27 protein-coding genes are annotated in these 24,919 nt (G+C 62.8%); 8 read left to right on the forward strand and 19 right to left on the reverse strand.

The window, feature by feature from the left end; translation table 11 throughout:
- Positions 1 to 14 precede the first annotated feature (14 nt).
- From NLY37_RS08735 to NLY37_RS08780, 10 genes are all read right to left on the reverse strand, one after another.
- Positions 15 to 584, reverse strand: a complete 570-nt coding sequence (locus tag NLY37_RS08735) for a DUF3299 domain-containing protein (RefSeq protein WP_023741205.1) — start codon at positions 582 to 584, stop codon at positions 15 to 17.
- 63 nt (positions 585 to 647) lie between these two features.
- On the reverse strand, positions 648 to 1,214 hold the full coding sequence (locus NLY37_RS08740) for a GNAT family N-acetyltransferase (protein ID WP_245270793.1): 567 nt from the start codon (positions 1,212 to 1,214) through the stop codon (positions 648 to 650).
- A complete protein-coding gene (locus NLY37_RS08745; protein ID WP_023741206.1) occupies positions 1,174 to 1,878 on the reverse strand; it encodes a DNA alkylation repair protein in 705 nt (234 codons plus the stop codon). Before NLY37_RS08745 ends, NLY37_RS08740 begins: the two co-directional genes overlap by 41 nt.
- A gap of 9 nt (positions 1,879 to 1,887) precedes the next feature.
- Positions 1,888 to 2,757 carry an NAD(P)-dependent oxidoreductase gene (locus NLY37_RS08750; RefSeq protein ID WP_023669009.1) on the reverse strand — a complete coding sequence of 290 codons (870 nt, stop codon included), beginning with the start codon at positions 2,755 to 2,757 and terminating at the stop codon, positions 1,888 to 1,890.
- Positions 2,758 to 2,860: 103 nt separating this feature from the next.
- Positions 2,861 to 3,691: an ABC transporter permease gene (locus NLY37_RS08755; protein ID WP_023669008.1), complete on the reverse strand. Its 831-nt coding sequence runs from the start codon at positions 3,689 to 3,691 to the stop codon at positions 2,861 to 2,863.
- A complete protein-coding gene (locus NLY37_RS08760; protein ID WP_023669007.1) occupies positions 3,688 to 4,404 on the reverse strand; it encodes an ABC transporter permease in 717 nt (238 codons plus the stop codon). Before NLY37_RS08760 ends, NLY37_RS08755 begins: the two co-directional genes overlap by 4 nt.
- A 75-nt stretch (positions 4,405 to 4,479) precedes the next feature.
- A complete protein-coding gene (locus NLY37_RS08765) occupies positions 4,480 to 5,265 on the reverse strand; it encodes an ABC transporter substrate-binding protein (RefSeq protein ID WP_023688509.1) in 786 nt (261 codons plus the stop codon).
- Positions 5,266 to 5,583: 318 nt separating this feature from the next.
- On the reverse strand, positions 5,584 to 6,087 hold the full coding sequence (mobB, locus tag NLY37_RS08770) for a molybdopterin-guanine dinucleotide biosynthesis protein B (protein ID WP_023741207.1): 504 nt from the start codon (positions 6,085 to 6,087) through the stop codon (positions 5,584 to 5,586).
- Positions 6,084 to 6,716, reverse strand: coding sequence for a molybdenum cofactor guanylyltransferase MobA (mobA, locus tag NLY37_RS08775; protein WP_023706846.1), 633 nt, complete (start codon positions 6,714 to 6,716; stop codon positions 6,084 to 6,086). The genes mobB and mobA overlap by 4 nt, the downstream gene beginning before the upstream one ends.
- Before the next feature lie 7 nt (positions 6,717 to 6,723).
- Positions 6,724 to 7,644: a DMT family transporter gene (locus NLY37_RS08780; RefSeq protein ID WP_023730566.1), complete on the reverse strand. Its 921-nt coding sequence runs from the start codon at positions 7,642 to 7,644 to the stop codon at positions 6,724 to 6,726.
- Here NLY37_RS08780 and NLY37_RS08785 point away from each other — a divergent pair.
- Positions 7,595 to 7,771, forward strand: a complete 177-nt coding sequence (locus tag NLY37_RS08785; protein ID WP_198020043.1) for a hypothetical protein — start codon at positions 7,595 to 7,597, stop codon at positions 7,769 to 7,771. The genes NLY37_RS08780 and NLY37_RS08785 overlap by 50 nt on opposite strands.
- A gap of 98 nt (positions 7,772 to 7,869) precedes the next feature.
- Here the strand turns inward: NLY37_RS08785 and NLY37_RS08790 are convergent, their stop codons facing one another.
- The 3 genes from NLY37_RS08790 to moaA all read right to left on the reverse strand — a co-directional run bounded on the left by NLY37_RS08790 (position 7,870) and on the right by moaA (position 9,871).
- A complete protein-coding gene (locus NLY37_RS08790; protein WP_023669002.1) occupies positions 7,870 to 8,226 on the reverse strand; it encodes a hypothetical protein in 357 nt (118 codons plus the stop codon).
- A gap of 96 nt (positions 8,227 to 8,322) precedes the next feature.
- Positions 8,323 to 8,823: a hypothetical protein gene (locus NLY37_RS08795; protein WP_023741208.1), complete on the reverse strand. Its 501-nt coding sequence runs from the start codon at positions 8,821 to 8,823 to the stop codon at positions 8,323 to 8,325.
- A gap of 52 nt (positions 8,824 to 8,875) precedes the next feature.
- The gene (gene moaA / locus NLY37_RS08800; RefSeq protein ID WP_031193366.1) at positions 8,876 to 9,871 is read right to left on the reverse strand and encodes a GTP 3',8-cyclase MoaA; all 996 of its coding nucleotides are present in this window, start codon (positions 9,869 to 9,871) and stop codon (positions 8,876 to 8,878) included.
- Positions 9,872 to 10,069: 198 nt separating this feature from the next.
- On the opposite strand from moaA, the gene NLY37_RS08805 reads away from it, so the two are divergent.
- Complete coding sequence (locus tag NLY37_RS08805) at positions 10,070 to 10,423, forward strand: gamma-butyrobetaine hydroxylase family protein (protein WP_023668999.1); 354 nt, start codon at positions 10,070 to 10,072, stop codon at positions 10,421 to 10,423.
- Between the two features lie 65 nt (positions 10,424 to 10,488).
- Positions 10,489 to 11,100, forward strand: a complete 612-nt coding sequence (locus tag NLY37_RS08810) for a pyridoxamine 5'-phosphate oxidase family protein (RefSeq protein ID WP_023668998.1) — start codon at positions 10,489 to 10,491, stop codon at positions 11,098 to 11,100.
- A 26-nt stretch (positions 11,101 to 11,126) separates the two neighbouring features.
- Here the strand turns inward: NLY37_RS08810 and NLY37_RS08815 are convergent, their stop codons facing one another.
- On the reverse strand, positions 11,127 to 11,579 hold the full coding sequence (locus NLY37_RS08815) for a MarR family winged helix-turn-helix transcriptional regulator (RefSeq protein WP_023668997.1): 453 nt from the start codon (positions 11,577 to 11,579) through the stop codon (positions 11,127 to 11,129).
- A gap of 48 nt (positions 11,580 to 11,627) precedes the next feature.
- Between NLY37_RS08815 and NLY37_RS08820 the strand changes: the two genes are divergently transcribed.
- Positions 11,628 to 12,536, forward strand: a complete 909-nt coding sequence (locus NLY37_RS08820) for an alpha/beta hydrolase (protein ID WP_023741209.1) — start codon at positions 11,628 to 11,630, stop codon at positions 12,534 to 12,536.
- A gap of 45 nt (positions 12,537 to 12,581) precedes the next feature.
- On the opposite strand, the gene NLY37_RS08825 is transcribed toward NLY37_RS08820, so the two are convergent.
- Together NLY37_RS08825 and NLY37_RS08830 are read right to left on the reverse strand one after the other, a co-directional pair.
- Positions 12,582 to 12,980: a rhodanese-like domain-containing protein gene (locus NLY37_RS08825; protein WP_023741210.1), complete on the reverse strand. Its 399-nt coding sequence runs from the start codon at positions 12,978 to 12,980 to the stop codon at positions 12,582 to 12,584.
- 62 nt (positions 12,981 to 13,042) lie between these two features.
- The gene (locus tag NLY37_RS08830; RefSeq protein WP_023668995.1) at positions 13,043 to 13,651 is read right to left on the reverse strand and encodes a TetR/AcrR family transcriptional regulator; all 609 of its coding nucleotides are present in this window, start codon (positions 13,649 to 13,651) and stop codon (positions 13,043 to 13,045) included.
- A gap of 101 nt (positions 13,652 to 13,752) precedes the next feature.
- On the opposite strand from NLY37_RS08830, the gene NLY37_RS08835 reads away from it, so the two are divergent.
- A complete protein-coding gene (locus NLY37_RS08835; protein WP_023741211.1) occupies positions 13,753 to 14,499 on the forward strand; it encodes a 3-oxoacyl-ACP reductase family protein in 747 nt (248 codons plus the stop codon).
- Positions 14,500 to 14,711: 212 nt separating this feature from the next.
- The gene (locus NLY37_RS08840) at positions 14,712 to 16,592 is read left to right on the forward strand and encodes a L,D-transpeptidase family protein (protein ID WP_023741212.1); all 1,881 of its coding nucleotides are present in this window, start codon (positions 14,712 to 14,714) and stop codon (positions 16,590 to 16,592) included.
- 96 nt (positions 16,593 to 16,688) lie between these two features.
- Here NLY37_RS08840 and NLY37_RS08845 read toward each other — a convergent pair whose 3' ends face one another.
- The 3 genes from NLY37_RS08845 to NLY37_RS08855 all read right to left on the reverse strand — a co-directional run bounded on the left by NLY37_RS08845 (position 16,689) and on the right by NLY37_RS08855 (position 18,331).
- Entirely contained in the window at positions 16,689 to 17,159 is a 471-nt protein-coding gene (locus NLY37_RS08845) for a hypothetical protein (protein ID WP_023668992.1), read from the reverse strand.
- A 91-nt stretch (positions 17,160 to 17,250) separates the two neighbouring features.
- Entirely contained in the window at positions 17,251 to 17,814 is a 564-nt protein-coding gene (locus tag NLY37_RS08850) for a hypothetical protein (RefSeq protein WP_245270796.1), read from the reverse strand.
- 259 nt (positions 17,815 to 18,073) lie between these two features.
- Positions 18,074 to 18,331: a PepSY domain-containing protein gene (locus tag NLY37_RS08855; RefSeq protein ID WP_023726587.1), complete on the reverse strand. Its 258-nt coding sequence runs from the start codon at positions 18,329 to 18,331 to the stop codon at positions 18,074 to 18,076.
- A gap of 356 nt (positions 18,332 to 18,687) precedes the next feature.
- On the opposite strand from NLY37_RS08855, the gene NLY37_RS08860 reads away from it, so the two are divergent.
- Together NLY37_RS08860 and NLY37_RS08865 are read left to right on the forward strand one after the other, a co-directional pair.
- The gene (locus tag NLY37_RS08860) at positions 18,688 to 20,460 is read left to right on the forward strand and encodes an adenylate/guanylate cyclase domain-containing protein (protein WP_023726586.1); all 1,773 of its coding nucleotides are present in this window, start codon (positions 18,688 to 18,690) and stop codon (positions 20,458 to 20,460) included.
- Between the two features lie 129 nt (positions 20,461 to 20,589).
- Positions 20,590 to 24,912: a cytochrome P450 gene (locus NLY37_RS08865; RefSeq protein ID WP_023741213.1), complete on the forward strand. Its 4,323-nt coding sequence runs from the start codon at positions 20,590 to 20,592 to the stop codon at positions 24,910 to 24,912.
- The last annotated feature ends 7 nt before the right edge of the window (positions 24,913 to 24,919 follow it).

A 24,919-nucleotide genomic window follows, 5' to 3' on the forward strand; every position in this document is an offset into this window, starting at 1 on the left:
CAAGCAGGCGCCGTTTAGTTCTTCTTTTTGTTGAGGAAACTCCAGGGCGAGTTGACCGGCAGCGTGATCGTGTCCGGCACCGTGTCGACTGCCACCACATCGGCTTTGCGTACGGTGTAGCCGGACTGGATGATGCTGACGCCGTCGAGAATGAACAACTGGCTCTTCTCCAAGCCGGGCCGCAAGGCGCCGGTCACGGCAACCGACTCATAGGCCTGCGACATCTTGTAGGGACGGGCCGGCGTCACCAGCACGATCTGGTTGGGCGGCGGCGTCGGCATGTGGCTGCAAGCGCCTGTCCACGGCACCAGCAGGAACTGGTAGACGAGATCGCCATCACGGTCGACCGGCAATGCATAGCCGGCTAATTGTACGGTATTGTCCTGCAGGTTGAGCGACAATGTCTCGCCACGATCGGGCAGTTTTGCCGCAATCATCGGCAGGCCGGCATCTTCGGCCACCGCCTGCGTCGCAGGACGCAGATCTTTCCAGAAGATGCGCGCGGTTTGGCCTGAGGCGTTGGTAGCGGTGAACACCAACAACGCGGCTGCAAGCGCCAAGGTCGATTTGAGAGGACTGCTCATCGGCCGCTTCCTTTGTGCAGGAGTAAAGACGCCGCGGCCGATCGCGTCAACGCTCGAGCCGCATCACATGTCTGCGAGAGCCGGCCATGCCGACCTCATGGAACCCGCGAGCGATGAACACGCCGCGAACCCCATGAAACGGTAGCTCGGCGATGCCTCGTCGACCGGGTAGGCCTCGATCACGCCGGCGCCCTTGGCAAAGGCGTGATCTATGGCAGCGTCAAGCAGCGCTGCCGCCAGCCCGCCGCCGGGCAGCGCCCTTGGCACGTAGAAGCAGACGATCGACCAGATGCCGGTCTCGTCATCGTCCTGTTGCGACGTCAGCTTCCGATAGGTCTGGCGCGGCGCGACCGAGCACCAGCCGACGGTCTTGCCGTCAATCTGGGCCAAGATTCCCACCGGCGTACCGGCCTCGACAAGCGCCATCATGGCCCGTTTCAACTCGGCGTGCTGGACATGCTCGCGGCGGCCGGACAGGGGCCGCCAGGCCATGCACCAGCAATACTTCGGACCGCCTTGCGCTTCGAAGAGGCCTTCGAAATCGGCGCGCGTCTGCCGCGTCACCTCGGTGAACCGCACGTTGGCTAGGTCAGCCTTTTCTGGCGGCGATCCGCTCGACGATCTTGGCATTGGTGAGTTCCCGTACGGCGTCCTTGCCAATCCAGCGCGCCGTCTTGTCGGCCGACTGGGCCAGTCGTTCGGCCACGGCAAGGGCAGCGCCGTGCATCTCCAACGATCGCTTGCCGATCGAACGAAGCGCCCAGTTTACCGCCTTCTTCACGAAATTGCGGCTGTCGGCGGCATGCGCTTCGATGATCGGCAGGAAGCCAAGGAAAGTCGCCACCGGCTCCTGCTTCCGGTGCACGACGGACCACGCCATCATCGCAAAGGCCGTGCGTCGAACGAACTCGCGCTCGTCCGCCGCGAACTCTTCAATCAGCTCCTTCCAGGCGTCCGTGTCGACGAAGAGATCGGAGACGCCGTCGACGATATCCCAGGAATCGAAGGATGCGGCCCATTGTCGTGCATCCGCGGCTGAGAAGCGCTTCGGGTCGGCCGTGACGGAAGCGATGAACTGCGCCTCCATGATGCCGGTCTGCCAAAGCTCGAACGCACGCTCGTGGTTACGCTTGATCTTTTTGGCGATCTGCCGCTGCATGCCATGAGAAATACCGAGCGCGCGTTCGATCTTGATGCCGTAGCGCAACATGCCGCGGCGATTGTCTTCGGAGCCGACCGAGCGCAAATGGGCGACGATCTCATCGGCGCTCGATTGGGGCGAAAGCTCGGCCATTGCGAACGCCTATTTTTCCAGGCGCGCCAGCAGGGACGAGGTGTCCCAGCGCTTGCCGCCCATCGCCTGCACATCCTTGTAGAACTGGTCGACAAGGGCGGTCACCGGCAGTCTCGCGCCATTGCGGTCGGCTTCATCGAGGCAGATGCCGAGATCCTTGCGCATCCAGTCGACGGCAAAGCCGAAATCATATTTACCGGCATTCATCGTCTTGTGGCGGTTCTCCATCTGCCAGGACCCGGCAGCGCCCTTGGAAATCACCTCGATGACCTTCTCGATGTCGAGCCCGGCCTTTTTGCCGAAATGGATGCCTTCGGCCAGTCCCTGAACCAGCCCGGCAATGGTGATCTGATTGATCATCTTCGTGAGCTGGCCGGCGCCCGACGGACCCATCAGCCCGACCATGCGGGCAAAGGCGTCGATGACCGGCCTGGCCTTGTCGAAGGCAGCCTGCTCGCCGCCGACCATCACCGTCAGCACGCCGTTTTCAGCGCCCGCCTGGCCGCCGGAGACCGGCGCATCGAGAAAGGAAAAGCCGGCCTTTTCAGCGGCGTCGGCCAGTTCTCGCGCGACTTCGGCCGAAGCGGTGGTGTTGTCGATGAAGACGGCGCCTTTTTTCATCGCGGCGAAGGCGCCATGGGCCCCGGTCGTCACCGAGCGCAGATCGTCGTCATTGCCGACGCAGGAGAAGACGAAATCCTGGCCCTCTGCGGCGTCCGCCGGCGTCGCGGCAGACTTGCCGCCATGCTGGGCCACCCATTGTTCCGCCTTCGCCGCGGTGCGGTTGTAGACGGTGACGTCGTGGCCGCCTTTGTTCCTGAGGTGCCCGGCCATGGGATAGCCCATCACGCCAAGACCGAGAAATGCCACAGATGCCATGAGTTTGCCCTTCAGACGGAACGGAATTGTCTTGGAAAGCTCTAGGCTCTACGCGCCATTCGTCAAGACGCGCATGAGCCGATCGACTGGTACAGCCGACCGCTCAGCGGATCAGATGAATGGTGATCCGTCGCTCGATCCATTCGACGCCGTGGCGCAGGATCTCGACCATCACCAGATAGACGATGGCGACCCAGACATAGGCCTGGAAGTCGAAGGACTTGGCGTAGGCCAGCTTCGCGTTGCCCATCAAATCATAGACGGTGATGATGGCAACGATGGCGGAAGCCTTGATCATCAAGACGAGCTCGTTGCCGTAGGGCCGGAGCGCGACGATAAAGGCCTGCGGCAGGACGACCTTGCGCAGCGTCTGCAGCTTGTGCAGGCCGAGCGAAGCAGCGCCCTCCCATTGGCCCCTCGGAACACTCTCGATGGCGCCGCGCAGGATTTCGGCCTGGTAGGCGGCGGTGTTGAGCGCGAAGGCGAACACACCGCAATTGAAGGCGTCGCGGAAGAACCACCACAGCCCGACGGATTCGAGCTGCACCCGGAATGAGCCCAGGCCGTAATAGACGAGATAGACCTGGACCAGCAGCGGCGTGCCGCGGAAGAAGTAGACGTAGCAATAGGCCAGGACGGACAGATAGCGGTTCTTCGACATGCGGGCATAGGTGACGGGCAGCGAAAAAAGCGCGCCGAGCACCATCGAGATGGCCACCAGCGCAAGCGTGGTTCCCAAGCCCTGCAGATAGGCCGGCGCGTATCTGGCGAAGAATTCGCCATTCCAAGCGTAAACCAGATAGACGGCGATGCCGATGCCGAACAGGATCCAGAAGCCGACCAGCGCGTAGCCGACGATACGGGCCCGCGGCCAGCCTCGCGCCCGTGGTGGTGGCTTCTCGATGTCGACGGCGGCGCGCGTCACGACGCTCATCGTGCCTCCCTCCTCCCGAGCGAACGCAGGATGAAGCCGGTGGCGATCGACGACAGGATGGCAAGGATAAGGAACACCATCGCCGCGACGCTGTAGAACAGGAAGGAATGTTTGGTGACACGGGCCGCCACGCCGGCGTTGCGCAGGGTTTCAGCCAGGTTGACGACCGACACCAGGGCCGTATCCTTGAGCAGGCTCAGCCAGCAATTCTCAAGGCCGGGGAAGGCGATGCGCAGCAGCTGCGGCAGGATCACCTTGCGCATCGTCTGCCATTTCGACAGACCGATCGCATAGCCGCCCTCATACTGGCCCTTCGGAATGGCGCGAAAGGCCGACAGGAAGACTTCGCTGGAATAGGACGAAAAGATCAGCGACAGCACGATCATGCCGGCGAGGAAGCTGTCGACATCGACCGTCGCTTCCGGCCTGAACAGACGGATGACATACTGCAAGAGGATCGGCATGCCGAAGAAGAACAGGAAAAGCGTCACCAGTTCCGGCAGGCCGCGAAACACCGTGGTGTAGATGTTGGCGGCCACGCGAAGCGACGGCTCTTCGGATTGTTTTGCCCAGGCGACGAAAAAGCCGATCGTCAGGCCGATCGGCAGTGTCGCCAGCGCGAGCGCAATGGTGACCAGTGCGCCATAGGCAATATCGTCAATCCAGCCATCGGGTCCCCAAGTGAGAAGTATCCATATGTTCTGGCTTGGCATTGACGGGTCTTGTCTCCACTTCTGTCAGGCCAAGGCGGCAGCAGGAAACTTCCCCTGCCGCCTTGTTTCAGACGATCAGGACTCGGCGCCGAAGACGTCGAACTTGAAGTACTTGTCGTTGATTTCCTTGTACTTTCCGTTGGCGCGGATTGCGTCGATGGCGCTGTTCAACTTGTTGACCAGATCCGTCTCGCCCTTGCGCACGGCGATGCCGGCGCCCGGTCCAAAGATATCGACCGGCTGCGGCGAGGGCTGGCCGAGAATCTTGCAGCAGGCGCCATCAGGCGAATCCAGGAACTGTTGCAACACGACGATATCGTCCTCGATCGCGTCGAGACGCCCGTTGGCGAGATCGGCCTGCTCTTCGGGGCTGCTCGGATAGCCCTTGACCGTGCTGTCCGTATAGGTTTTCGAGGCGTAATTGAAATGCGTCGTCGTGGTTGCGACGCCGATAGTCTTGCCGGCCAGGTCTTCCTTGGTCACGCCCTTGAGGGTCGAATCCTTGGGTACCGCGATCGCCGACGGCGTGTTGTAGTATTTGTGGGTGAAGTCGACCTTCTCGGCGCGCTCCGGTGTGATCGACATCGAGGCGACGATGGCGTCGAACTTGCCGGCCTGCAGGGCCGGAATGATGCCGTCCCAATCCTGGGCGACGAAGGTGCACTTGACCTTCATCTCGTCGCAGAGCGCCTTGGCGATGTCGATGTCGAAGCCCACGAGCTGGCCGTCCGAGGTCAGGTTGTTGAATGGGGGGTAGGCGCCTTCGGTGCCGATTCTCAGGGTCGTTTCCTGAGCCTGGGCGACGCCGAGCGTCAGCAGCGCAGCCGATGCGGCGAGCGCGATACGCAGTGCAATACGCATGATAGTCCTCTCTTTATGGCTCCCGGCCGTCGTTCCGGAACGGCTCTGTGGGGCGGTGCTTTTGACCGCCCGCTGGCGCGATACTCCCACTGTTTTCGGGAGAAAAGCAACTGTAAAACCGTTGCTTGCGGGATTTGCGGATCCAGCCAATGCTGACGCCGGGTTAATGCATGTCGCCCGAAGTGTGCAGCGGTTTTGGGACGACGACATGCATAAATAAAACAACCTGAAGCGCGTTGCATGAGGGCGTTCAGGCGCGACGCGCTTAGACAATGCAACGGCTGAAGAGGGCGGCTGAACCGGGCCAGGGCAGGGGCCTCAAGGTTTGAGGCCGGTCATGCGCTCGATGAAGTCGGCTATCCCTCCCGTGTCGTCGAGATCGAACACAGGCAGGCTTTCGCCGGTAACCGCGAAGTCGGCGGCAATCGCCACGATATGTCCGTCGTTCGCCGACAGCGGCGAGCGGTCCTTGGCCTCCTGCCGCCGGGTTTCGATCTTTTTGTGCACCTCGCGCTTGTAGCCTTCGACCAGCACGATATCGCACGGTGCCAGCCGCGACAGGACCGTCTCCAGCGTCGGCTCGTCCTCACCGCGCAATTCATGCATCAGCGCCCAGCGTTTGCCCGACACCACCGCGACCTCGGTGGCGCCCGCTTGGCGGTGGCGATAGCTGTCGGCGCCAAGCTTGTCGATGTCGAACTCATGATGGGCATGTTTGACCGTCGACACTGTCCAGCCGCGCCGGACGAGCTCTGTGACCAGCTTCTCGGTCAGTGTGGTCTTGCCGGAATTCTTCCAGCCGGTGATGCCGAAGATGTTCATGGGCCGATGCTCTGCAACAGACGCTCGGCCACCGCAAGGTCGTGCGGTGTGTTGATGTTGAAGAACGGGTCGATCTCGTCACTGCCGTGGGTCAGCAACGGAAATTCCACTTCGACACAGTCGTGCCGCTCGATGAAGGCGGAGACGCGCCTGTTGTCCTCGTCGATCAGGAAATGGCGCAAGGCCTCACGCAGCCCGAGCGGCCACAGCGCAAAGGTCGGATGCCGCCTGCCGCCGGAACTGGCAACAGCGATGGAGCCTGGTCGCTCGTCAACAGCCGCAGCCAGCCTCTCGACCAGGTCCACCGGCAGGAACGGCGTGTCGCCGGCGGCCGTCGCCAATGCCTTGAAAGCGGTATTCGCTGCCGCCCATTCGAGGCCGGTGAGAATTCCGGCCAGCGGTCCGGCATAGCCTTCCACCGCATCGGCGAGAACCGGAAGACCGGCCGCGGCGAAGCGCGCCGGGTCACTATTGGCGCTGAGCGCCAGCGATCCGACCTGCGGCGCCAGGCGGGCAACGACATGGTCGAGAAGCGGACGCTCGCCAAGCGCCAGCAAAGTCTTGTCGCCGCCGCCCATGCGCCGTGACAGGCCTCCGGCCAGGATAATTCCTGCAATGTCTTGGCTCATGGCCAACCTATATGCCGTCCGGCGCCATGTCGGGTCCAGCGCTTTCGGCCGCCGGCTTCTGCCGGCCGACGACCCGTTCGCGATAGAGCGCGTAGAGGCCGGAGCCGATGATGATGGCGGAGCCAACGATCATCGGCAGGTCGGGAACATCGCCGAAGATGATGAGGCCAAGCAGCATCGACCAAAAGAGGGCGGTGTAGCGGAATGGCGCAATGAAGGAGATGTCGCCGGCCCGCATTGCCATGATGATGAACTGGTAGCCGATCAGCACCAGCACCGCCGCCAATGCCAACAGTGCCGAGCCTTTGCCGGACATCGGCGTCCAGCCGCCCATCGGCGACAGCAGCACGGCGCCAACGATGGTCATGGCGATTGCCGTTGCCGTCGACACCAGCAAGGTCGGGATAGCCCTCGGGATGCGCTTGGTGGCGAGGTCACGTACTGCGCAACAGGCGACGCTGACGAGTGCGTACAGCGAATAGATGCTGAAGCCTTCGAAGCCTGGCCGCACGATGATCAGCACGCCGCCAAAGCCGACCGCGATCGCCAGCCAGCGCCGCCAGCCGACCGCTTCGCTGAATACGAGTGCCGCCCCCATCGTCACCGCCAGCGGCAGCGCCTGCAGCACCGCCGAGACATTGGCGATCGGCAGATGCGCTAATGCCACAAGGAAGGCGACGGTGGCGCCGGCCTCGGCGACCACGCGAAGCGTCACCAGCGGCTGCAGCATCGACCTCGGTCGCGCGAGCGCGCCTTGCTGCCAGGCGAGCAGGCCGACGAGCAGCGACGCAAAGGCGCCGCGCACCAGCATCACCTGCGCCATGTTCATCGATTCCGACGAGAACTTGGTGATGGCGTCGTTGAGGGTGAAGCCGATCATGGCCACCATCATGCACAGCGCGCCGCGAATGTTTGGGGAAAGAGGCAAGGGCGTTACCGGTTTGCAAGAGCAATTCCAGAAAAGTGTGAAACGGTTTTCCGTCCGGAATTGCGTGAAAACAAAGAATAAAGCGGTTCGACGTTTCGGCGAAACGGTGAACCGCCCAAGCCTGTAGCAGCCGGCGGCAAGACAGCAACGTCAAAGAAATAGGCCACGGATTTTCACCCGTGGCCCACAAAATCGCTAAGAGGGCTGGCCGGATGACCAGCAGGCTCATTTCGGGGTCAGCACCTCGGTGCCGCTGCCGTTCTTGCCGGCGATGGTCCACAGGCCGTGCAGCGAGCCGTCATCTTCTACCTTATAGACGACGAGACCGATTTCCTTGCCCATGACATAGCCGGCGGAGAAGGCATCGTCGTTGCGCATGCAGATGCCGTCCGACGATGATCCGCCCGTCTCCCAATGGATGGTACAGGTGGTCTCGCTGGTCAGCGTGATGGTGGCTTCGCCGCCATATTTCGAGCCGTCGAAATTGGTGCCCGCGACGGTGTAGCTGCCGCCGATGGACTGTGCTGCTGCCGGCGCGGCGGCAAACCCAAGCATTGCAAGAGAAAGTAAGAATGTGCGCATGTCGTATTCCCCCAAACCGAGCGACGAGCCGCTATAGGCCGAAATTTAGGGCGGAACGCGATGGCGGTAAATCGGGTTTGCAGCGTCGAGAGCGATTTATTCCCAGTGTTGCTCAGCCCCATGCAGGCTGTCGCCGATAGCGCCGACCAGTGGGTCGTACTTGGCCTTGAGCGAGGCGGGATATTCGATCCAGACTGTATGGATTGCATCCTCTTTTTCGAAGACGATTCGGGTATAGAAGATCTTGTCGCCTTTGGTGCTTGAGACCACTGCCCAGTTCTTACCGGTTTTGCTGTAAGTGACCTTTTCCCCAGAGTCAGGGTCGGCTTTTTCCTTTTCAACCAGACTGTCGGGCGTATCTTCCGTCAGCTTGTATCCGCCGTAACAGGACAAGCTCGCACCATCGGGGCTAAGCCATTTTCGACCGTCGCCATTGAGGGACTCAGGCATCGGCTTGCTGAAAATCTGGCTCGGGAACGTGCACACCGTGCCATAGCGCGCATTGATGTAGGTGAACGGCTTTGCGGGCGCCACTGTGGTCGCCAATGATAGGGCCACGACCAGCGCTGACAGCCCGGTTTGGCAAACACGCTGCATGGAAATCCCCCTCGCTTCCAACGGAAGCATTCTGCACCAATCGCGGAGAAAATCAGCCGCCGGTGACGCTCATATGTCTCGACACCGACGGGCGGCTGGTGCGGCGGTCGATGATGAAATCATGGCCTTTCGGCTTGCGGCCGATCGCTTCGTCGATGGCAGCAGCGACCAGCTCGTTGCCTTCTGAGGCACGCAACGGCGCGCGCAGGTCGGCGGCATCCTCCTGACCCAGGCACATATAGAGCGTGCCGGTGCACGTCAGCCGCACGCGGTTGCAGCTTTCGCAGAAATTATGCGTCATCGGCGTGATGAAGCCCAGCCTGCCGCCGGTCTCTGCGACATGGACGTAGCGGGCCGGACCGCCGGTCTTGTAGGGGATGTCGCTCAGCGTGAACTGGCGCTCGAGCGAAGCGCGCAGCAGCGATAGCGGCAGATACTGGTCGGTCCGGTCGGCGTCGATCTCGCCCATCGGCATGGTTTCGATGACGGTCAAGTCCATGCCGCGGCCATGCGCCCAGCGCATCATCTCCGGCAGCTCGACGTCGTTGAAGTCCTTCAGCGCAACGGCGTTGAGCTTCACCTTCAGCCCCGCCGCCTGCGCGGCATCGATGCCTTGCATGACCTTGCCGAGATGGCCCCAGCGGGTGATGGCGTGGAACTTGTCGGCATCGAGCGTATCCAGCGAGACATTGATGCGCTCGACACCGCAATCGGCAAGCTCGGCGGCAAAGCGCGACAGCTGCGAGCCATTGGTGGTCAGCGTCAACTCTTCCAGCGCGCCGCTCTTCAGGTGCCGCGACAGCTGGCGCACCAGATGCATGATGTTCTTGCGCACCAGCGGCTCGCCGCCGGTGAGGCGCAGTTTGCGCACGCCCTTTTCGATGAAGACGGTGCAGAGCCGGTCGAGTTCCTCGAGCGACAGCAGGTCCTTCTTGGGCAGGAACGCCATGTCCTCGGCCATGCAATAGGTGCAGCGGAAATCGCAGCGGTCGGTGACCGACACGCGCAAGTAGCTGATCGTGCGACCGAAGGGATCGATCATGTCCATGCGTTCAAGCATTCCCGTGGCTGCGAGTGGCGCCGTTATATACGGCTATGTGATACGATCCAACCCGCCATTCAAGATAGCCGCTCTCGATCTTTGGTGACATTCCCTGGCCGACATCCGGTGTCGGCCGGGTCCAAATGGCCTTTTCCGCTCGCGCGAAGCAGCGTAGGGAAGGGCGGATTGACGGGATGCAGAACAATGACGGCGCCGAAGGAACTCAGGGTCTCGAAGGACAGAAAACTGCTGTCCGTCACCTTTCCCGATCATCGGCCGTTCGAATTGCCGGCCGAACTGCTGCGCGTCGCTTCACCCTCGGCCGAGGTGCAGGGCCATTCGCCGGACCAGCGGGTGACGGTTCCCGGCAAGCGCAACGTGGCCATCCTCAAGATCGAGCCGGTCGGCAACTACGCCGTGCGCATCACCTTTGACGATTTTCACGACACCGGCATCTTCACCTGGAATTACCTGCACACGCTTGGCCACGAAAAGGACGCGCGCTGGAATGCCTATCTCGCCGAGCTCCAGGAGAAGGGACTGAGCCGCGACCGCTAGTTCGGCACTGTCGGCAAAACGTCATTGACTGGGGGTAACGCTGGCAACGGTTCGGAGACGGGAAAATGTCTGACATCACCACGGTCGAACAGCTCGAAGCCCTCTACGGCCTGCCCGGCGAAGCGTCGACGGTCAAGGAACTCGACCACGTCATTCCCGAATATGCCGCCTTCATCGAAGCCTCGCCTTTTGTCGCCCTGGCGACGAGCGGGCCGGAAGGGCTGGACTGTTCGCCGCGCGGCGATCTCGCCGGCTTTGTGCGCATGCATGACCCGAAAACGCTGATGATGCCGGACAGGCGCGGCAACAACCGCGCCGATTCGCTTAAGAACATCATCCGCGATCCTCGCGTCGGGCTGCTGTTTCTTGTGCCGGGTTCGGGCACGACGCTGCGCGTCAACGGCCGCGCCCGCATCACCACCGACGCCGCGCTTTGCGCCTCCTTCGCCGTCGAAGGCAAGCCGGCGCGCTCGGTCACCTTGGTCGATGTCGATTCGGTCTATTTCCAGTGCGCCCGCGCCATCGTTCGCTCGGAGCTGTGGAACCCGGCAAAGCACGTCGACCCGAAATCGCTGCCGACACCCGGAACAATCCTGGAAGTCACCAGCCGCAAGAATATCGATGCCGGTACTTACGACAAGGAATGGCCGGAGCGGGCGAAGAAGACGATGTGGTGAGGTGGGAGGCGCGTGGATCGAACGGCTCAGGTATCCTTCAGCACGTCATAGATCTTGCGCATCTGTTCGCCGATCATGTCGCACTGTTCCGCTGTCGACTGGCTCATCGCCTTTTCGATCAGCGCCATATGCACCTTCAGCGCCTTCATCAAAAGCTCCGTGCCGGCCTCGGTAAGCGTCAGCCGCAGGACGCGCTTGTCCTTCTCGTCGCCTTCGCGGCGCAGCAGGCCGCGCGCCTCGAGCTGCGGCAACAGCATGGTGATGTTGGAGCGGCCGACCAGCAGTTTGCGGGCGAGATCGTGCTGCGACATGCCGGGATGGCGATAGAGGTTCATCAGCACGTCGAGCTGCGCCGGCTTGAGATCCAGCGGCGCCAGCTTTACCGCCAGCGCACGCTCCAGCACATGGCAGGCGCGCGCCACCGCGACCCAGTTGCGAAAGCGCGGGTTGTCCCAGGGCAGCTCTTGTTTAATGTTCATGTTTGAACTATTATGTTCATGCTTGAACGGAATGGATGGATCGCCACTATGGCATCATTTGGACTGAAGGTCATCCGGGGCGTGTTCGGCGCGGCCGAGCTTGTGGCGCCGCGTCTTAGCGGGCGCGCGGCCTTCGAACTGTTCTGCCGCACGCCGAGCGTGAAGGCGCTCGGCGACGGCGAGCGGCGTGCGGTCGACCGCGCCGCCGGCTTCATGGCCGAGGCGCGCCATCATCGGCTGACGACCAAGGCCGGCTGCGTCATGGTGCACGAATTCCGGCCCGAGCCGGGCAGGGCGTCCGCCGGCACGGTGCTGGTGGTCCATGGCTGGCGTTCGCGCACGGAATATATGCGGGCGCTGATCGAAGGTTTTCGCGATGCGGGCTACCGGGTCGCCTCGCTCGACCTGCCGGGCCATGGCCAGTCGCTGGGCCGTCATCTCAATATGGTCAATGCGGTCGAGGCGGTCAGGGTCGCCGGCGAATGGTTCGGTCCGTTCAAGGCGATCGTCGGCCATTCCTTCGGTGGCGCCGTCGCCGCCAATGCCATTGCCGGTTCGATCAAGGGTATCCAGCCCGTCGCGGCCGAGCGGCTGGTGCTGGTCGCCGCGCCAAGTTCCCTGCCGGCGATCTTCGCCGACTTCAGCCGCATGCTCAATGTCGGTCCGCGTTCGCAGGTTTCCATGGCCGATCAGGTGAAAAGGCTGTCGGGCCGGCCGCTGCATGAATTCACCGGCGACCGCCAGTTGGCTGAGGCGCCGGTGCCGACGCTGGTCATCCACGCGCCGGACGACCGCGAAGTCCCCGCCGATCATGCCACACGTTATGCCGGCGCCGGCAGCCATGTGCGGCTGCACTGGGCCGATGGGCTCGGCCACCGTCGCATTCTCGCCGACAAAGGTGTTGTCGAACGCGCTGTGACTTTTGTCAAAAACGAGCGCGAGCCGATACTGCATTGATTCCAATGGGTGTATTGTCGACTCCGACAACGCCGGAGCGGTGAGCTAGCCCTTCTTCTTGCCGCCCGGCTCGACGGGCAATCCGGCCGCCTTCCAGGCGGTATAGCCGCCAAGGATGTGCTTGACCGGCGACAGCCCCATATCCTGCGCCGTCTTGGTGGCCAGCGCCGAGCGCCAGCCGCCCGCGCAAAAGAAGACAAAGCTCTTGCCCGAGGCGAAGAACGGCTTGTGGTAGGGGCTTTCGGGATCGATCCAGAATTCCAGCATGCCGCGAGTGACATGTTTGGCGCCGGGGATCTGGCCGTCCCGCTCGATCTCGCGTGGATCGCGCAGGTCGACGAGGATGGTGTCCTCGTCGTCGAGCAGCCCGGCCGCTTCCTCGGGCGAGACCACCTCGATCTCGGCATTGGCCTCGTCGAGCAACTCGCGATACCCTTTTTTCACGGATGATCCCTCCCGGCGCATTTCGCCGCCGACTGGATTTCCAGCACAAGCTCCGCGCTTTGTCACGCTGTTCCGACCAGCCCCTGCCACGCCGCCATCGCTCCGGCCACTGTGGCCATCAGCGCGTCGCACGAGGCGCCGTCGCGGGCCTGGATCGACATGCCGTGCTGGACCGTCGCATAGAAGGTCGCCGCCGCGTTGCTGTCGAAGCCCGCCGGCAATTCGCCTTCCGCCACACCGCGTTCCAGCCGTCTCAGCAAGAGGGTGTGGTTTTCGGCGCGGCGGCGGCGCAAATCATCGCAGATCGCGCCGCTGCTTGAATCCTGGTGCAGTGCACCCAGCGCGATGAGACAGCCCTGCGGGCGGTCGTCCTGAGAGTACGCTTTTGCCGTCTGGCGCAGGAAATTCTCGATCGCCTGGCATGCCGTCGGCGCTTCATCCAGCGCGCTCCAGATCTCGGTGCCTTCGTTGCGGGTGTAATACTCGGTCGCTTCCAGAAACAGCGCCTCCTTGCTGCCGAAGGCGGCATAGAGGCTGGGCGAGCTGATCCCCATCGCCGCGGTCAGGTCGGCGATCGAGGTGCCCTCATAGCCTTTGGCCCAGAACAGCTCCATCGCCTGCCGCAAGGCGGCGGTTCGATCGAAGGTGCGGGGACGGCCTCTTTCCGGCATGACGATCTTTTCTGTGTTGACCGATACATAATTCACTTGACGTCGCCAGGCAAGGTTGCCAGATATTTATGTATCGATCGTTACATAAACGGAGAAATGACATGTCAACGAACGGATTGAACGGCAAGGCAGCACTGGTCACCGGCGGCAGCCGCGGCATAGGTGCTGCGATAGCAAAACGGCTAGCGGCCGATGGCGCCGACGTCGCCATCACCTACGTCAACAGCGCGGCGCCGGCCCAAGCTGTCGTCGCCGAGATTATAGCGGCAGGTGGTCGCGCGATCGCCATCCAAGCCGACAATCGCGACGCCGCCGCCATCGAAGGCTCGGTCGCCGAGGCGGTGAATGCCTTCGGCCGGCTCGACATCCTCGTCAACAGCGCCGGCATCTGGCGCGCGGCGCCCATCGAACAGATGTCGCTGGCCGACTTTGACGAGACCATTGAGGTCAATCTGAGAGCGCCGTTCGTGGCCTCGAAGGCGGCAGCGGCTCACATGGGCGAGGGCGGCCGCATCATTTCGATCGGCAGCAATCTGGCCGAGCGCGTCACCGACACCAGCCTCAGCGCCTATTCGACCAGCAAGGCTGCGCTGGTCGGCCTGACCAAGGCGCTGGCGCGAGACCTCGGTCCGCGCGGCATCACCGCCAACGTCGTTCATCCCGGTTCGACCGACACCGACATGAACCCGGCCGAAGGCCCGCATGCCGAACACCAGCGGCGGAAGATGGCGACGCCCCGCTTCGGCAAGGCTGACGAGATCGCCGGCATGGTTGCCTGGCTCGCCGGTCCGGAAGGGCGCTTCGTCACCGGCGCCGCGCTCACCATCGACGGTGGCGCCAACGCCTGAAGCAGCAGCCGCTTTGACCGGTCTGGAGCGGCAACGCCGCTCCAGGCGTCACGATGTTGTGAAACCGTTCTGCAACAGGCCCGCGGAAATTTATGGAAGCTTAACCAAATCGGTATGAATCGGTATAGTAGCGCCTTACATCCGCCATGCGGTTGGCAAGATCGTCTAGCGGCGCGGAACGGGAGCCGGCTTGCAGCCGGAGCGGGTGATTAATGAAATTCCTCGGAAATAAAGCCACCGTGATGCCGCTTGCAGTGGCGGCAGCACTGGCCTTCGGTGTGCCGCAGGCAAGCGCGCAAGGCCTGTTCGACATGCTGTTCGGCGGTGGCGTCAAGCACAGGCCGCAAGGCGAATTCCCGCCGCCGCCAAAGCGCAAGCCGAAGCCCGCCGTATCGGGCGGCGGCGGCACCAGGATCAGCAGCCCGTCCTACTACACCTACAAGGCCGACCGGCTGGTGCGCGTCGACTTTGCCGCGTTGGTGGCAGCACCTCCCCAGGTGGCAACAGCTGAAGACGCCGCCTTTGTGCCGTCGGCGACCAGCACTGCCTTCCGCGAAGCCGTTGCAGGCCTTAGTGACTATGAACTCTATGCCGAGCCCGATATCGCCAAGGCACTGATTGCCTATTACTCTGCCAATCCTGATTTCATCTGGGTGAACGAGGGCAATCCCAATGCCCGCGCCCAGGATGCGGTGCGGGTGCTTGGCGAAGCCGCAAGCTATGGTCTCACGTCGGCCGACTACACGGTCGAAGTGCCGGCAGCCAACGCATCGGCAGTCGATGCCAACGCCCATCTGAAGGAACTCGTCCGCTTCGAGATGGCGCTGTCGGCGCGCGTACTGCGCTATGCCCGTGACGCCCAGAGCGGGCGCGTCGATCCCAATCGCATCACCGGCTACTATGAATTTCCGCCGAAGCCGGTCGACATGGAAGGCGCGCTCAAGACGCTGGCTCACACCCAGGAAGTGCGCACCTACCTCGAATCGCGGCACCCGCAGAACGCGGAATATCAGGCGCTGCGCGTCGAACTTGAATCGCTGCAGGCGAGCGCCGAAAACGAAATCGTCGTCGATCCCAAGCTGTTGCTGAAGCCCGGCGAGACCAGCGCCGAACTGCCGAAGCTGCTGACGCTGATCGCGCGCAATCTCGACGACGAGATGGGCGGCGCCTATGGCGAGATCCTGTCTCGTCTCGGCACCAGCGATGTCTATGTTCCCGAACTGGTTCCGATCATCAAGGCCGTGCAGGTGAAGGCCGGCATGAAGGGCGATGGGGTCATCGGCCCGCGCACCGTCGCCTCGCTCGCCGGCACGTCCAAGGCCGACAGGCTGCAGAAGGTGCAGGTCGCGCTGGAAGAATTGCGCTGGATGCCGTCCGATCTCGGCAGCCCGCGGGTGTTCATCAACCAGCCCGCCTTCACCGCCAGCTATATCGACAATGGCGAGGAGAAGCTGAAGACCCGCGTCGTCATCGGCCGGACCACCAACCAGACCGCCTTCTTCTTCAAGGAGATCAAGCAGGTCGATTTCCATCCCTATTGGGGCGTGCCGCAGTCGATCATCGTCAACGAGATGCTGCCAAGGCTGCGTGGCGATCCGGGCTATCTCGACCGTGCCGGCTACGAGGTGACCGATTCGCGCGGCAGGCGGGTTCCCTCTTCCTCGGTCAATTGGGGCGCCTACGGCGCCAACATTCCCTACAGCGTGCGCCAGCAGCCGAGCGAAGCCAATGCGCTGGGCGAACTGAAGATCCTGTTCCCCAACAAGCACGCCATCTACATGCACGACACGCCGCAAAAATCCTTCTTCCAGCGCGATATGCGGGCGCTCAGCCATGGCTGTATTCGCCTTCAGGATCCACGTGGGATGGCGGCGGCGGTGCTCGGCGTCTCGGTCGACGACATCGCCGAAAAGCTCAAGCACGGCCATGCCAGCGAAGACGTGACACGCACGATTCCCGTCTATGTCTCCTACTTCACTGCCTGGCCGGACCTGTCCGGCAAAGTCGAATATTTCAACGACGTCTACGACCGCGACACGCGGCTGATGCAGGCGCTGGACGCGACTGAAGCGGTGCGCTCGCCGACGAGCTGAACCAGCGGAGTTCCTCGTTCAACGAACGAGGAACTCACTTTATCTCTCTGGTTTAATTAGATTTTTGGCCGATGGACGGTCGCCCGTTTCCTGCGATCAGCGCTGGATGAGCGGACGCCGGAAGCCGGCGTCGCGGCCCGCGATCAGCCAATAGACCAGACCGGCTACGAGGCCGGCGGCGGCGATGATGCCGATATCGGCCCAGCGTCCGGCATCCTCTTCCGCGGCCGGCCAGACCAGGAAGAAGCCGGCTGCAGCGGCAGCGGCGCCAAACAGCATGTGCACCAGGAAATTGCGCAGGGCAAAGAATTCGGCGAGCAGCGCGAAGATCAGCGTCTGCAGGCCGGTCAGCACGATCGTCAGGAAATAGACGACCATGCCGAGCGGCGGCCACAGCAGCACGACAATGGGCGAAAATTGCATGGCGCCGAAATAGTCCGGCGCGTTGGGCAATACGGCGAGTGCGCAATATATCGCCACGACCGCGAACAATCCGATCAGCACCGAAACGAAATAGCCGGCAAGCATCATCAGGATGCGCTTCAAAACATGCTTAACCATGGCCATGCACCCCCGTGCCCTGCAACTGTTACGCGCACTCAGCCATCAAAGGCGGACCGGCGCAAGAGTGCATCCAGCAGTGCTTTGCGGCAAATCTTCAGGCGCCGCCGCATAGATGTTGTGAATCCGGCAAAACCCATGTGCCTTTTATCGTGAGGTCGACGCCGTAATAGACCCGCCCGCGCTCGTCGCCCTGCGGACAATCCCTCGGGATCGAAATCAGGCACATGACGACAGGATCGCCGGCTTTCGAACTGGCAAGGCCAGGCTCCCGCTCGTAGGAAACCCCGGCGCCGCCATTGCTGAACCGCGCCAGGCTGCCGGCTTCAGGGCCGGCGGTTTCCAGCGGGTCGTCGCCGAGCCGCGTCGTCAGCGCGGTGATGTGGGTCAAGGCGCATTGGCCGATCGACGAGGGCAGGGGCTGGTCGGGGCTGCCCGGATGGCGGGCCGCGGTGTCGAGCGCCTTCTTGCCGATCAGGGCGATGTTGTAATCCTGCACCCAGGACGGCGCATTGCCGTAGGTCTGCAGCGCATTGTTCTGGGCGCTGACGATGCAGGCGGCATCCTGCCCACAGGCGTTCCTGTCGTCGATGAGCGCACGGGCGATCTTGCGCTTGTCGCCGCCAAAGGCTGGCTCGAAACCCGTAAAGGCCTCGGCCACCAGGCATCAATTGCCGACAGTTGCGGGTCGGCACAGATCGCCTTTTCCACCGGCAGGCTGGCTTTGCGGCAGTCGAAGGATGGCTCGTCGGCACGCGCTGGACCAAGGCAGACCGCCGCGCCAGCCAGTGCAACGACAAGCGCAAGCGAGTTGGCAATTCGATTGGAAGAAAGCATGGTCGCCCCGTTGTCCGACAACTGCCACCATCGTAGGCAAAAAACGCGGCGGACGGAATTGCCGAAGCGGTGCGGTATCGGCGCTATTTCGGTTCGGCGGTCACGGGATCGAAGGTGATTTCGACTTTCGCCTTGTCGGCGGTGTAATAGGTCACGGTGTACCCGTCCTTGTCCCAGTCGACCTCCTTCACATAGCGAAAGCCGTCGCGCTGCTCGACCTTGGCGATGATTGCCGACAGTTTCTGGGCATTCGTCGGCGGCAGCGGGCTGTCATCCGCGGCAAAGGCCGTCGAGCCGGCCAGAACAACGACGACACCGGTCGCCAGAACAAGATTTCGCATGATTACCCTCATTTCACGTTGGCTGAACCGCACCGGAAACTCGCAGGCAGCACAGTTTGTTCCGATAGCTGACGTCGCGCAGGTTCCGTGAAGCCCTGGATCGCGGCGATCAGAGCGACGGCACGCCCATATTTGCGCCAACGGCCGGCCAACCATGAGTGCTGCCACGGCCCGCGCTGGACAACCCGATGGTGGTAGAGCTTTGCCAAAGACCCTGCTAGACTTCTGGTCCTGGCGGGGTGGCATGGCGCGCCAACCCCGCCGGAATCTTCATCTCTCAGCGCGCGGCGAAGTGTTTCAGGAACGGGTCGTCGCCTGTGCTGGACCAGAACCAGAAAGGGAGCGGGGGCTCGAACATGGCTGTACGGAACTACACCCGTCAGCTGGCGACAATCATTTCTATCGATGCCGTCGGGTTCTCGAGGCTGATGGGCATCGACGACGAGTCTGCTGTCGCGGCATTCGAGGAACGGCGCGACATCATCGCCGACAGCTGTGGCACATTTGGCGGCCGCACGTTCGGCGACGCCGGCGACAGCATCATGGCCGAGTTCGGCAATCCGATCGAGGCGTTGCGCGCAGCCTTTGATTTCCAGGGCCGCATCGTCGCCCTCAACGCCGAGGTTGCCGACGATATGCGCATGCCGTTTCGCGCCGGCATCAACACCGGCGACGTCATCGTGCGTGGTGGCCGCCTCTACGGCGACGACGTCAACATCGCGGCGAGAATCCAGGAATTCGCGCCGGGCAACGGTCTCGCCGTTTCGGAGACGACCTGGCACCATGTGAAGGACAAGACGGCGGCCGATTTCACCGATCTCGGCGAATTCATGCTGAAGAACATCGCCTTGCCGGTGCGCGTTCTGATCGCCGGCCGCAGCGGCAACGGATCCTCGCCGGCGGCGTCGTTCGCGGCCATTCCCCAGGCCAATGCGCAGCAGAAGCTGTCGTCCAAGGGGCCGCCGGCGATCGCCGTCCTGCCCTTCCACGCCGATGGCGGCGAGCATGACATCGGCTACATGGCCGACGGCATCGCCGAGGACATCATCTATGGTCTATCCAACACCAGATGGCTCTCGGTCATCGCCAAGGGCTCCAGCTTCCAGTTCCGCGACGACACGCTGGGCACGCGGGTGATCGGCAACGCGCTCGGCGCGCGCTACATCGTCAGCGGCACGCTGATGCGCAATGGTGGCCAGATCCGCCTCAACACCTCGCTGGCCGACGCGTCCAACGGGCGGCTGGTGTGGTCGCAGCGCTTCGATCGCGATCTGGTCGACATCTTCAACCTGCGCGACCAGATCGGCGCTGAGATCGTTTCGATCCTCGACAAGGAGGTCGACCGGGCGGAACAGGCACGCACCTTCCAGGTTCCCTGGGAAAGCCTGGAGACCTGGCAACTGGTGCGACGGGGCCGCTGGCACATGAACCGGCGCACCCGCGGCGACACCGAAACCGCACTCGAGTTCTTCCAGAAGGCCTACCGCGAGGACGCCAACTCGAGCGCCGTGCTCAACGAACTGGCGTGGTGGTATTTCTGGCGGGCATGGCTGCGTTTCGGCGACAGCGACGATTTGAACAAGGTCGAGCAGTTTGCCCGCAAGGCGTTGCTGGTGGACAGCCTGGATGCGCGCCCGCACGCCCATCTCGGCGCCGTCGACATCATGCGCGGCGAACCGCGGTCGGCCGTCGACCATCTCGAGGAAGCGATCCACATCAATCCGAGCTTTGCCTTCGCGCGCTCGGCCATGGGCAGCGCCCAGCTGCTGCTCGGCAATGCCGCGACCGCGATACCGTTCTTTCTCGATACCGAGCGATTGAGCCCGTTCGACCTCTACCGCTTCCACAATCTGGGGGAACTGACGGCGGCCTATTGTTTGGTCGAGAACTGGCCGGCGGCGATCGCTGCCGCTGACCGCTCGCTCAACCTGTCTCCCGGCTATTTCTATTCCAGGTTCCTGAAGATCGGCGCGCTGATGCGAAGCGGCCGGCCGGAACAGGCGCGGCGCGAGATGACCATTTTCACCACCCGGCATCCCGATTTTTCAGAACAGCGTGTGCGCTGGATACCGTTCACCGACAAGGCCGCGAACGAGATCCTCGTCGCCAATTTCCGACTGGCCAAATGAACATGGCGTCAATGCTGGCTGGAACATGGACCAACTGTGAAAAGATTCACATACGTGCAACCGATGCAAACCTAGGCGTTGAACGGCCGGCATCGCAATAACGTGGATAGCCGGGGGGCTTGAACGCGCATGACCGAACTGAAGTATTTCGACGCTATTCGCGCGGCCCAGAAAAACCAGCGCCCGCTGTCGGAAATGCCGCCCTTCGATCTCGGCCGGATCCGGAAGACAGGGCTGATTGCGCGCATCGTCGGGTCTCTGGCCGAAGACCCCCGCTGGGCGCTTTCCTTGTTGCGGCGTTTCCGGCCGACCGGCAAGCTCTTCGGTGTTCTCGTGGTCACCAAGAACGCCGATGTCCGCGACATATTGGAGCGCGGCGACGAATTCCAGACCCCATACGGCCCTGAAATGACCGAGCTTGCCCGGGGATCCAACTTCATCCTCGGCATGCAGGACGGCGCCGACTACCGGCGCATGAAATCGTCGGTGCTGAGTGCATTCCCGCCGGCCGAGGTCGAAGCCGCCGTCAGGCCGATCGCGGCGCGTCATTCGCAAGAGATCATGACGCGCGCTAGCCCCGGCTTTGATGCGATCTCCAGGTTGATGAAGATCGTCCCGGTGCACATCTGTCGAGATTATTTCGGCGTCGAGATCGACGATGAATCCGAATTCGCCGACTGGGCGATCGCGCTGAGTGCGCTGTTCTTTTCGGACCCGACGGCGAGCCCCGTCATGCGCGAACTCGCAGTGGTGGCGGGCGACCGTCTTCTCAAAGTCATCGATCGCTCCATCCAGTCGGCCAGGGACCGGGGCTTGAAGGCCGAGCAACCGCTGGCGAGGCTGGTTGTCCAGATGGATCAGGGCCGCCTGTCGCGGGACGACCTCAATTCGATCATGCTGGGCATGATCGCCGGCTTCGTCCCGACCAATGTGTTGGCCGCCGGCAATTGCCTCGACGTGATCCTGTCGCGGCCCGACGCACGGCAGGCTATCGATGCCGCGTTGGCCGAAAACGATACCGCCAAGCTCGACAGGGCCGTCCTTGAAGCCATGCGCTTCAAGCCGATCTGGGTCGGCCCCTGGCGCTACACGGCCCGCGACGCGATCATCGGCAAGGGTACGCGCCGCGAGCGCCTGGTGAAGGCCGGCACGGTGGTGATGCCGGCGACGCTGTCGGCGATGTTCGATGCCGACGCCGTGCAGAACCCGGACCAGTTCGACACATCGCGCCCGCATCGCGACTACATGGTGTTCGGCCACGGCATTCATCAGTGCATCGGCGCCGAGATCGCCAGGATCCAGATCGGCGAAAGCCTGCGCGCCCTGTTCCAGAAGCAGGGCGTGCGCCGCATGCCCGGCAAGGCCGGGCGCATGACCCGCATCGGCGCCTATCCCGAAACCCTCAAGGTCGATTTCGAACGGGCAGAACTCTGCCGCACCGTAACGCAGTCTATGGTGACGGTGGTCTGCCCGGTCACCCGGTCCGCGTCGCTGGATGCTGTCCGCGACAAGGTTGCCAGCCTCGGCAACCCGGCCGTCGAAGAGATCCGCACCGCGCTCGACATTGCCGGCACCGTCCACTTCACCAGCCTGACCGTGGTCGGCACCGGCGAGATCGGCGCTGATTCCGGTCAGGAAAAAGGAGCTCTGGTTCTCGAGATTTCCGGTGACGGCAGCATCGACGATGTCATCGACGCAGTCACGCACGCCATCGGGCACCGGCTGCGGCCGATCTTCAAGGAGGTCTGCGATCTGCGCGATGGCGGCGCATTGAACGATTTCCTGCGCAAGCACAATGTCGACATATCGCCGTCTTTCGGCAGCAATGCCGGACTGGTGTTTTCGGGCACGCCGGGGCACTCGGTCCAGCGTATCAAGGCCGAGCAGCAGCTTTTCGAAGCCGTGCGCGACATCGTCGAGCGGCCACGCAAAGGCGCCGGCAACGCTCCTGCCGTGCTCGCTGAAGTTCGCCAGCGTGTCCAGTCATTAGGGACGTTTGCCTGGGCGTTCGAGCCGGCCGAAAGCCTGCTCGAAAAGCCGCCGGGTCATTGGGGCCGTGCCCTGATGACGACGTTGCTGGTGCCGCCGGTCTTCGTCACGGTGGCGATCATCTGGGCTGCTTGCTGGTACATGACCTACGGTGTGGTGTTCGGCAGATCTATCGACATCAGTTCCCAGGAAATCTCCTTCACCGCCATAGCCGTAGCAATCACCTCACTTCTGTTGTCGGGACTCGGAATGTTGGTGGCAGCGGCGCTGCTGGCGTTTTCGTGCTTGCTGGCGCTGCGACGCCGCGAGGACAGGGATCGGCCGGAAAGCACATCGATCGGCATATCTGAATTGAACGCGATACTCGTCAAGGAGGGCCACGCGGCACAAAACCATCTGACTGCGATTTCGACGATGAAGGCCGGCATTCTGCGGCGGCTGGCGCTCAGGTTTTCTTTCTACCTGATCTCGATAGCTGCCCAGAAGGTATTCAAGCCAGGCTTCCTCAACACCATCAACACCATCCATTTCGCCCGCTGGATACTGCTGCCCGGCTCCAACCGATTGATGTTCTTCTCCAACTACGGCGGCAGCTGGGAAAGCTATCTTGAGGACTTCATCGCCAAGGCGTCCGCTGGCCTGACCGGCGTGTGGAGCAACACCGTGGGCTATCCACGCACACGATGGCTGTTCCTGGACGGCGCCCGCGACGGCGATCGTTTCAAGCGCTGGGCGCGGCGCCAGCAGGTGCCGACCCTGTTCTGGTACTCCGCCTATCCCCAAATCAACACAGAGCGCATCCGGATCAATTCCCGGGTCAGGCGCGGCATTGCTTCCGCCGTCGGCAACGAGGCGCGCGACTGGCTGAGCTTGTTCGGTTCGCTACGGCGCCCGGCGAGTGAAACGACCACCGTTCAAAAGACCACTTCGCTGCTGGCCAATATCAGCTCTGCCTTTCCGGCGCCTCTCGAACAGCAGCTGGAAACCGGCGAGATCCAGTCCATCTTCTTCGGCCCGCTCGGCCCGCTCGCTTATTCGCATATGCTTGCGATCCGGGTGCCGGACAAGTTGCCGGCGCCCAAGCGCAGAGCCTGGCTCGATTTCGTTGTCGAGCAGACGAGTTTCGGCGAAGGCAGGCCCGCCGGGCGAGCTATGATAGTCGCCTTTGGTCCCGGTGGCCTGCGGCAGTTTGGGCTCGACGAGGGTGTGGAGGGCGATCCACTGGAAACATTTCCGATCGCCTTTCGCCATGGCATGGGCAATCCCGAGCGTGGGCGCATACTGGACGACCGAGGCCGCGACGGCCCGGACGAATGGGAGTGGGGGTCGTTGGAGAACCCTGTGGACCTGGTCATCGTCTGCTATGCTGAAGACCCGGGACGGTTGAAGACCGAGATTGCCACCGTGAGACGAAAGACGACCGGTGCAGGCATGAAGGTCGTCGCCGAACTGCCGCTCGCCGTAAACCGGGGTCCGACCGACACGAAGACGAAATCGTCCGACGGGGCAAAGCGTGACGATCGGTCGGAACGTGGGCCAGCCTACGAGCATTTCGGTTTCGCGGACGGGATTTCGCAGCCGATTGTCCGGGGCACGACCCGCGCCAGCAGGGGTGCTGCATCAATGCATCTGGTCGCGCCCGGCGAGTTCCTGTTCGGCTATCGTGATGAGCATGGGTTCTATCCAGCCTCGCCCTCGGTAAGCGCATCACGCGATCGGACTGGAATCCTTTCGCAGGTGCGCCGTAGCCGGCTGATTCCGGGCCTGCCGCCACCGCCGCGCGATTTCGGGCGCAACGGTTCATTCCTGGTTATTCGCCAGTTCGAGCAGCACGTCGACGTCTTCAACAACTACTGCAAAAAGGCTGCAGCCTTGGTCGCGAGCCAACTCGGCAACCAAGCCATCACGCAAGACTGGATTGCCGCCAAGATGCTCGGCCGCTGGCAGAACGGTAGCTCGCTGGTGCGCAACCCGGATCATCCGGGACGCGTCATCGACAACAACTTCGCCGCTGGCGCCGAGGATCCGCAAGGCCATCGCTGCCCGCTTGGTGCCCACATTCGCCGTTCCAACCCACGCGACTCGCTGGGTGAGGACCGCGATACGCAGATCAATATCGGCAAGCGCCATCGTATCCTGCGGGTCGGCCGCACCTATGAGAAGCAGGACGGTAAGAATGGCAAGGTCGAAAAGGGGCTGCTGTTCATGTGCCTCAACGCCGACATAGAGCGCCAGTACGAATTCATTCAGCAGACCTGGGTTTCGTCGGCCACGTTCCAGGGCCTCGTCGCTGAAAAGGACCCGACGATTGGTTCGCGCGGCGGCGATGGCAGGTTCACCATTCCGTCATGGGAAAAGGTCACGACGCTCCGTGACATGCCGCAATTCGTCACCACCAAGGGGGGTGGATATTTCTTCATGCCCAGCCGCTCGGCGCTGCGCTACCTGATTTCGCGGCTCTGATTCGGCG

Origin of the sequence: Mesorhizobium sp. C395A, from assembly GCF_030323205.1 — a bacterium.
Lineage (GTDB): Bacteria > Pseudomonadota > Alphaproteobacteria > Rhizobiales > Rhizobiaceae > Mesorhizobium.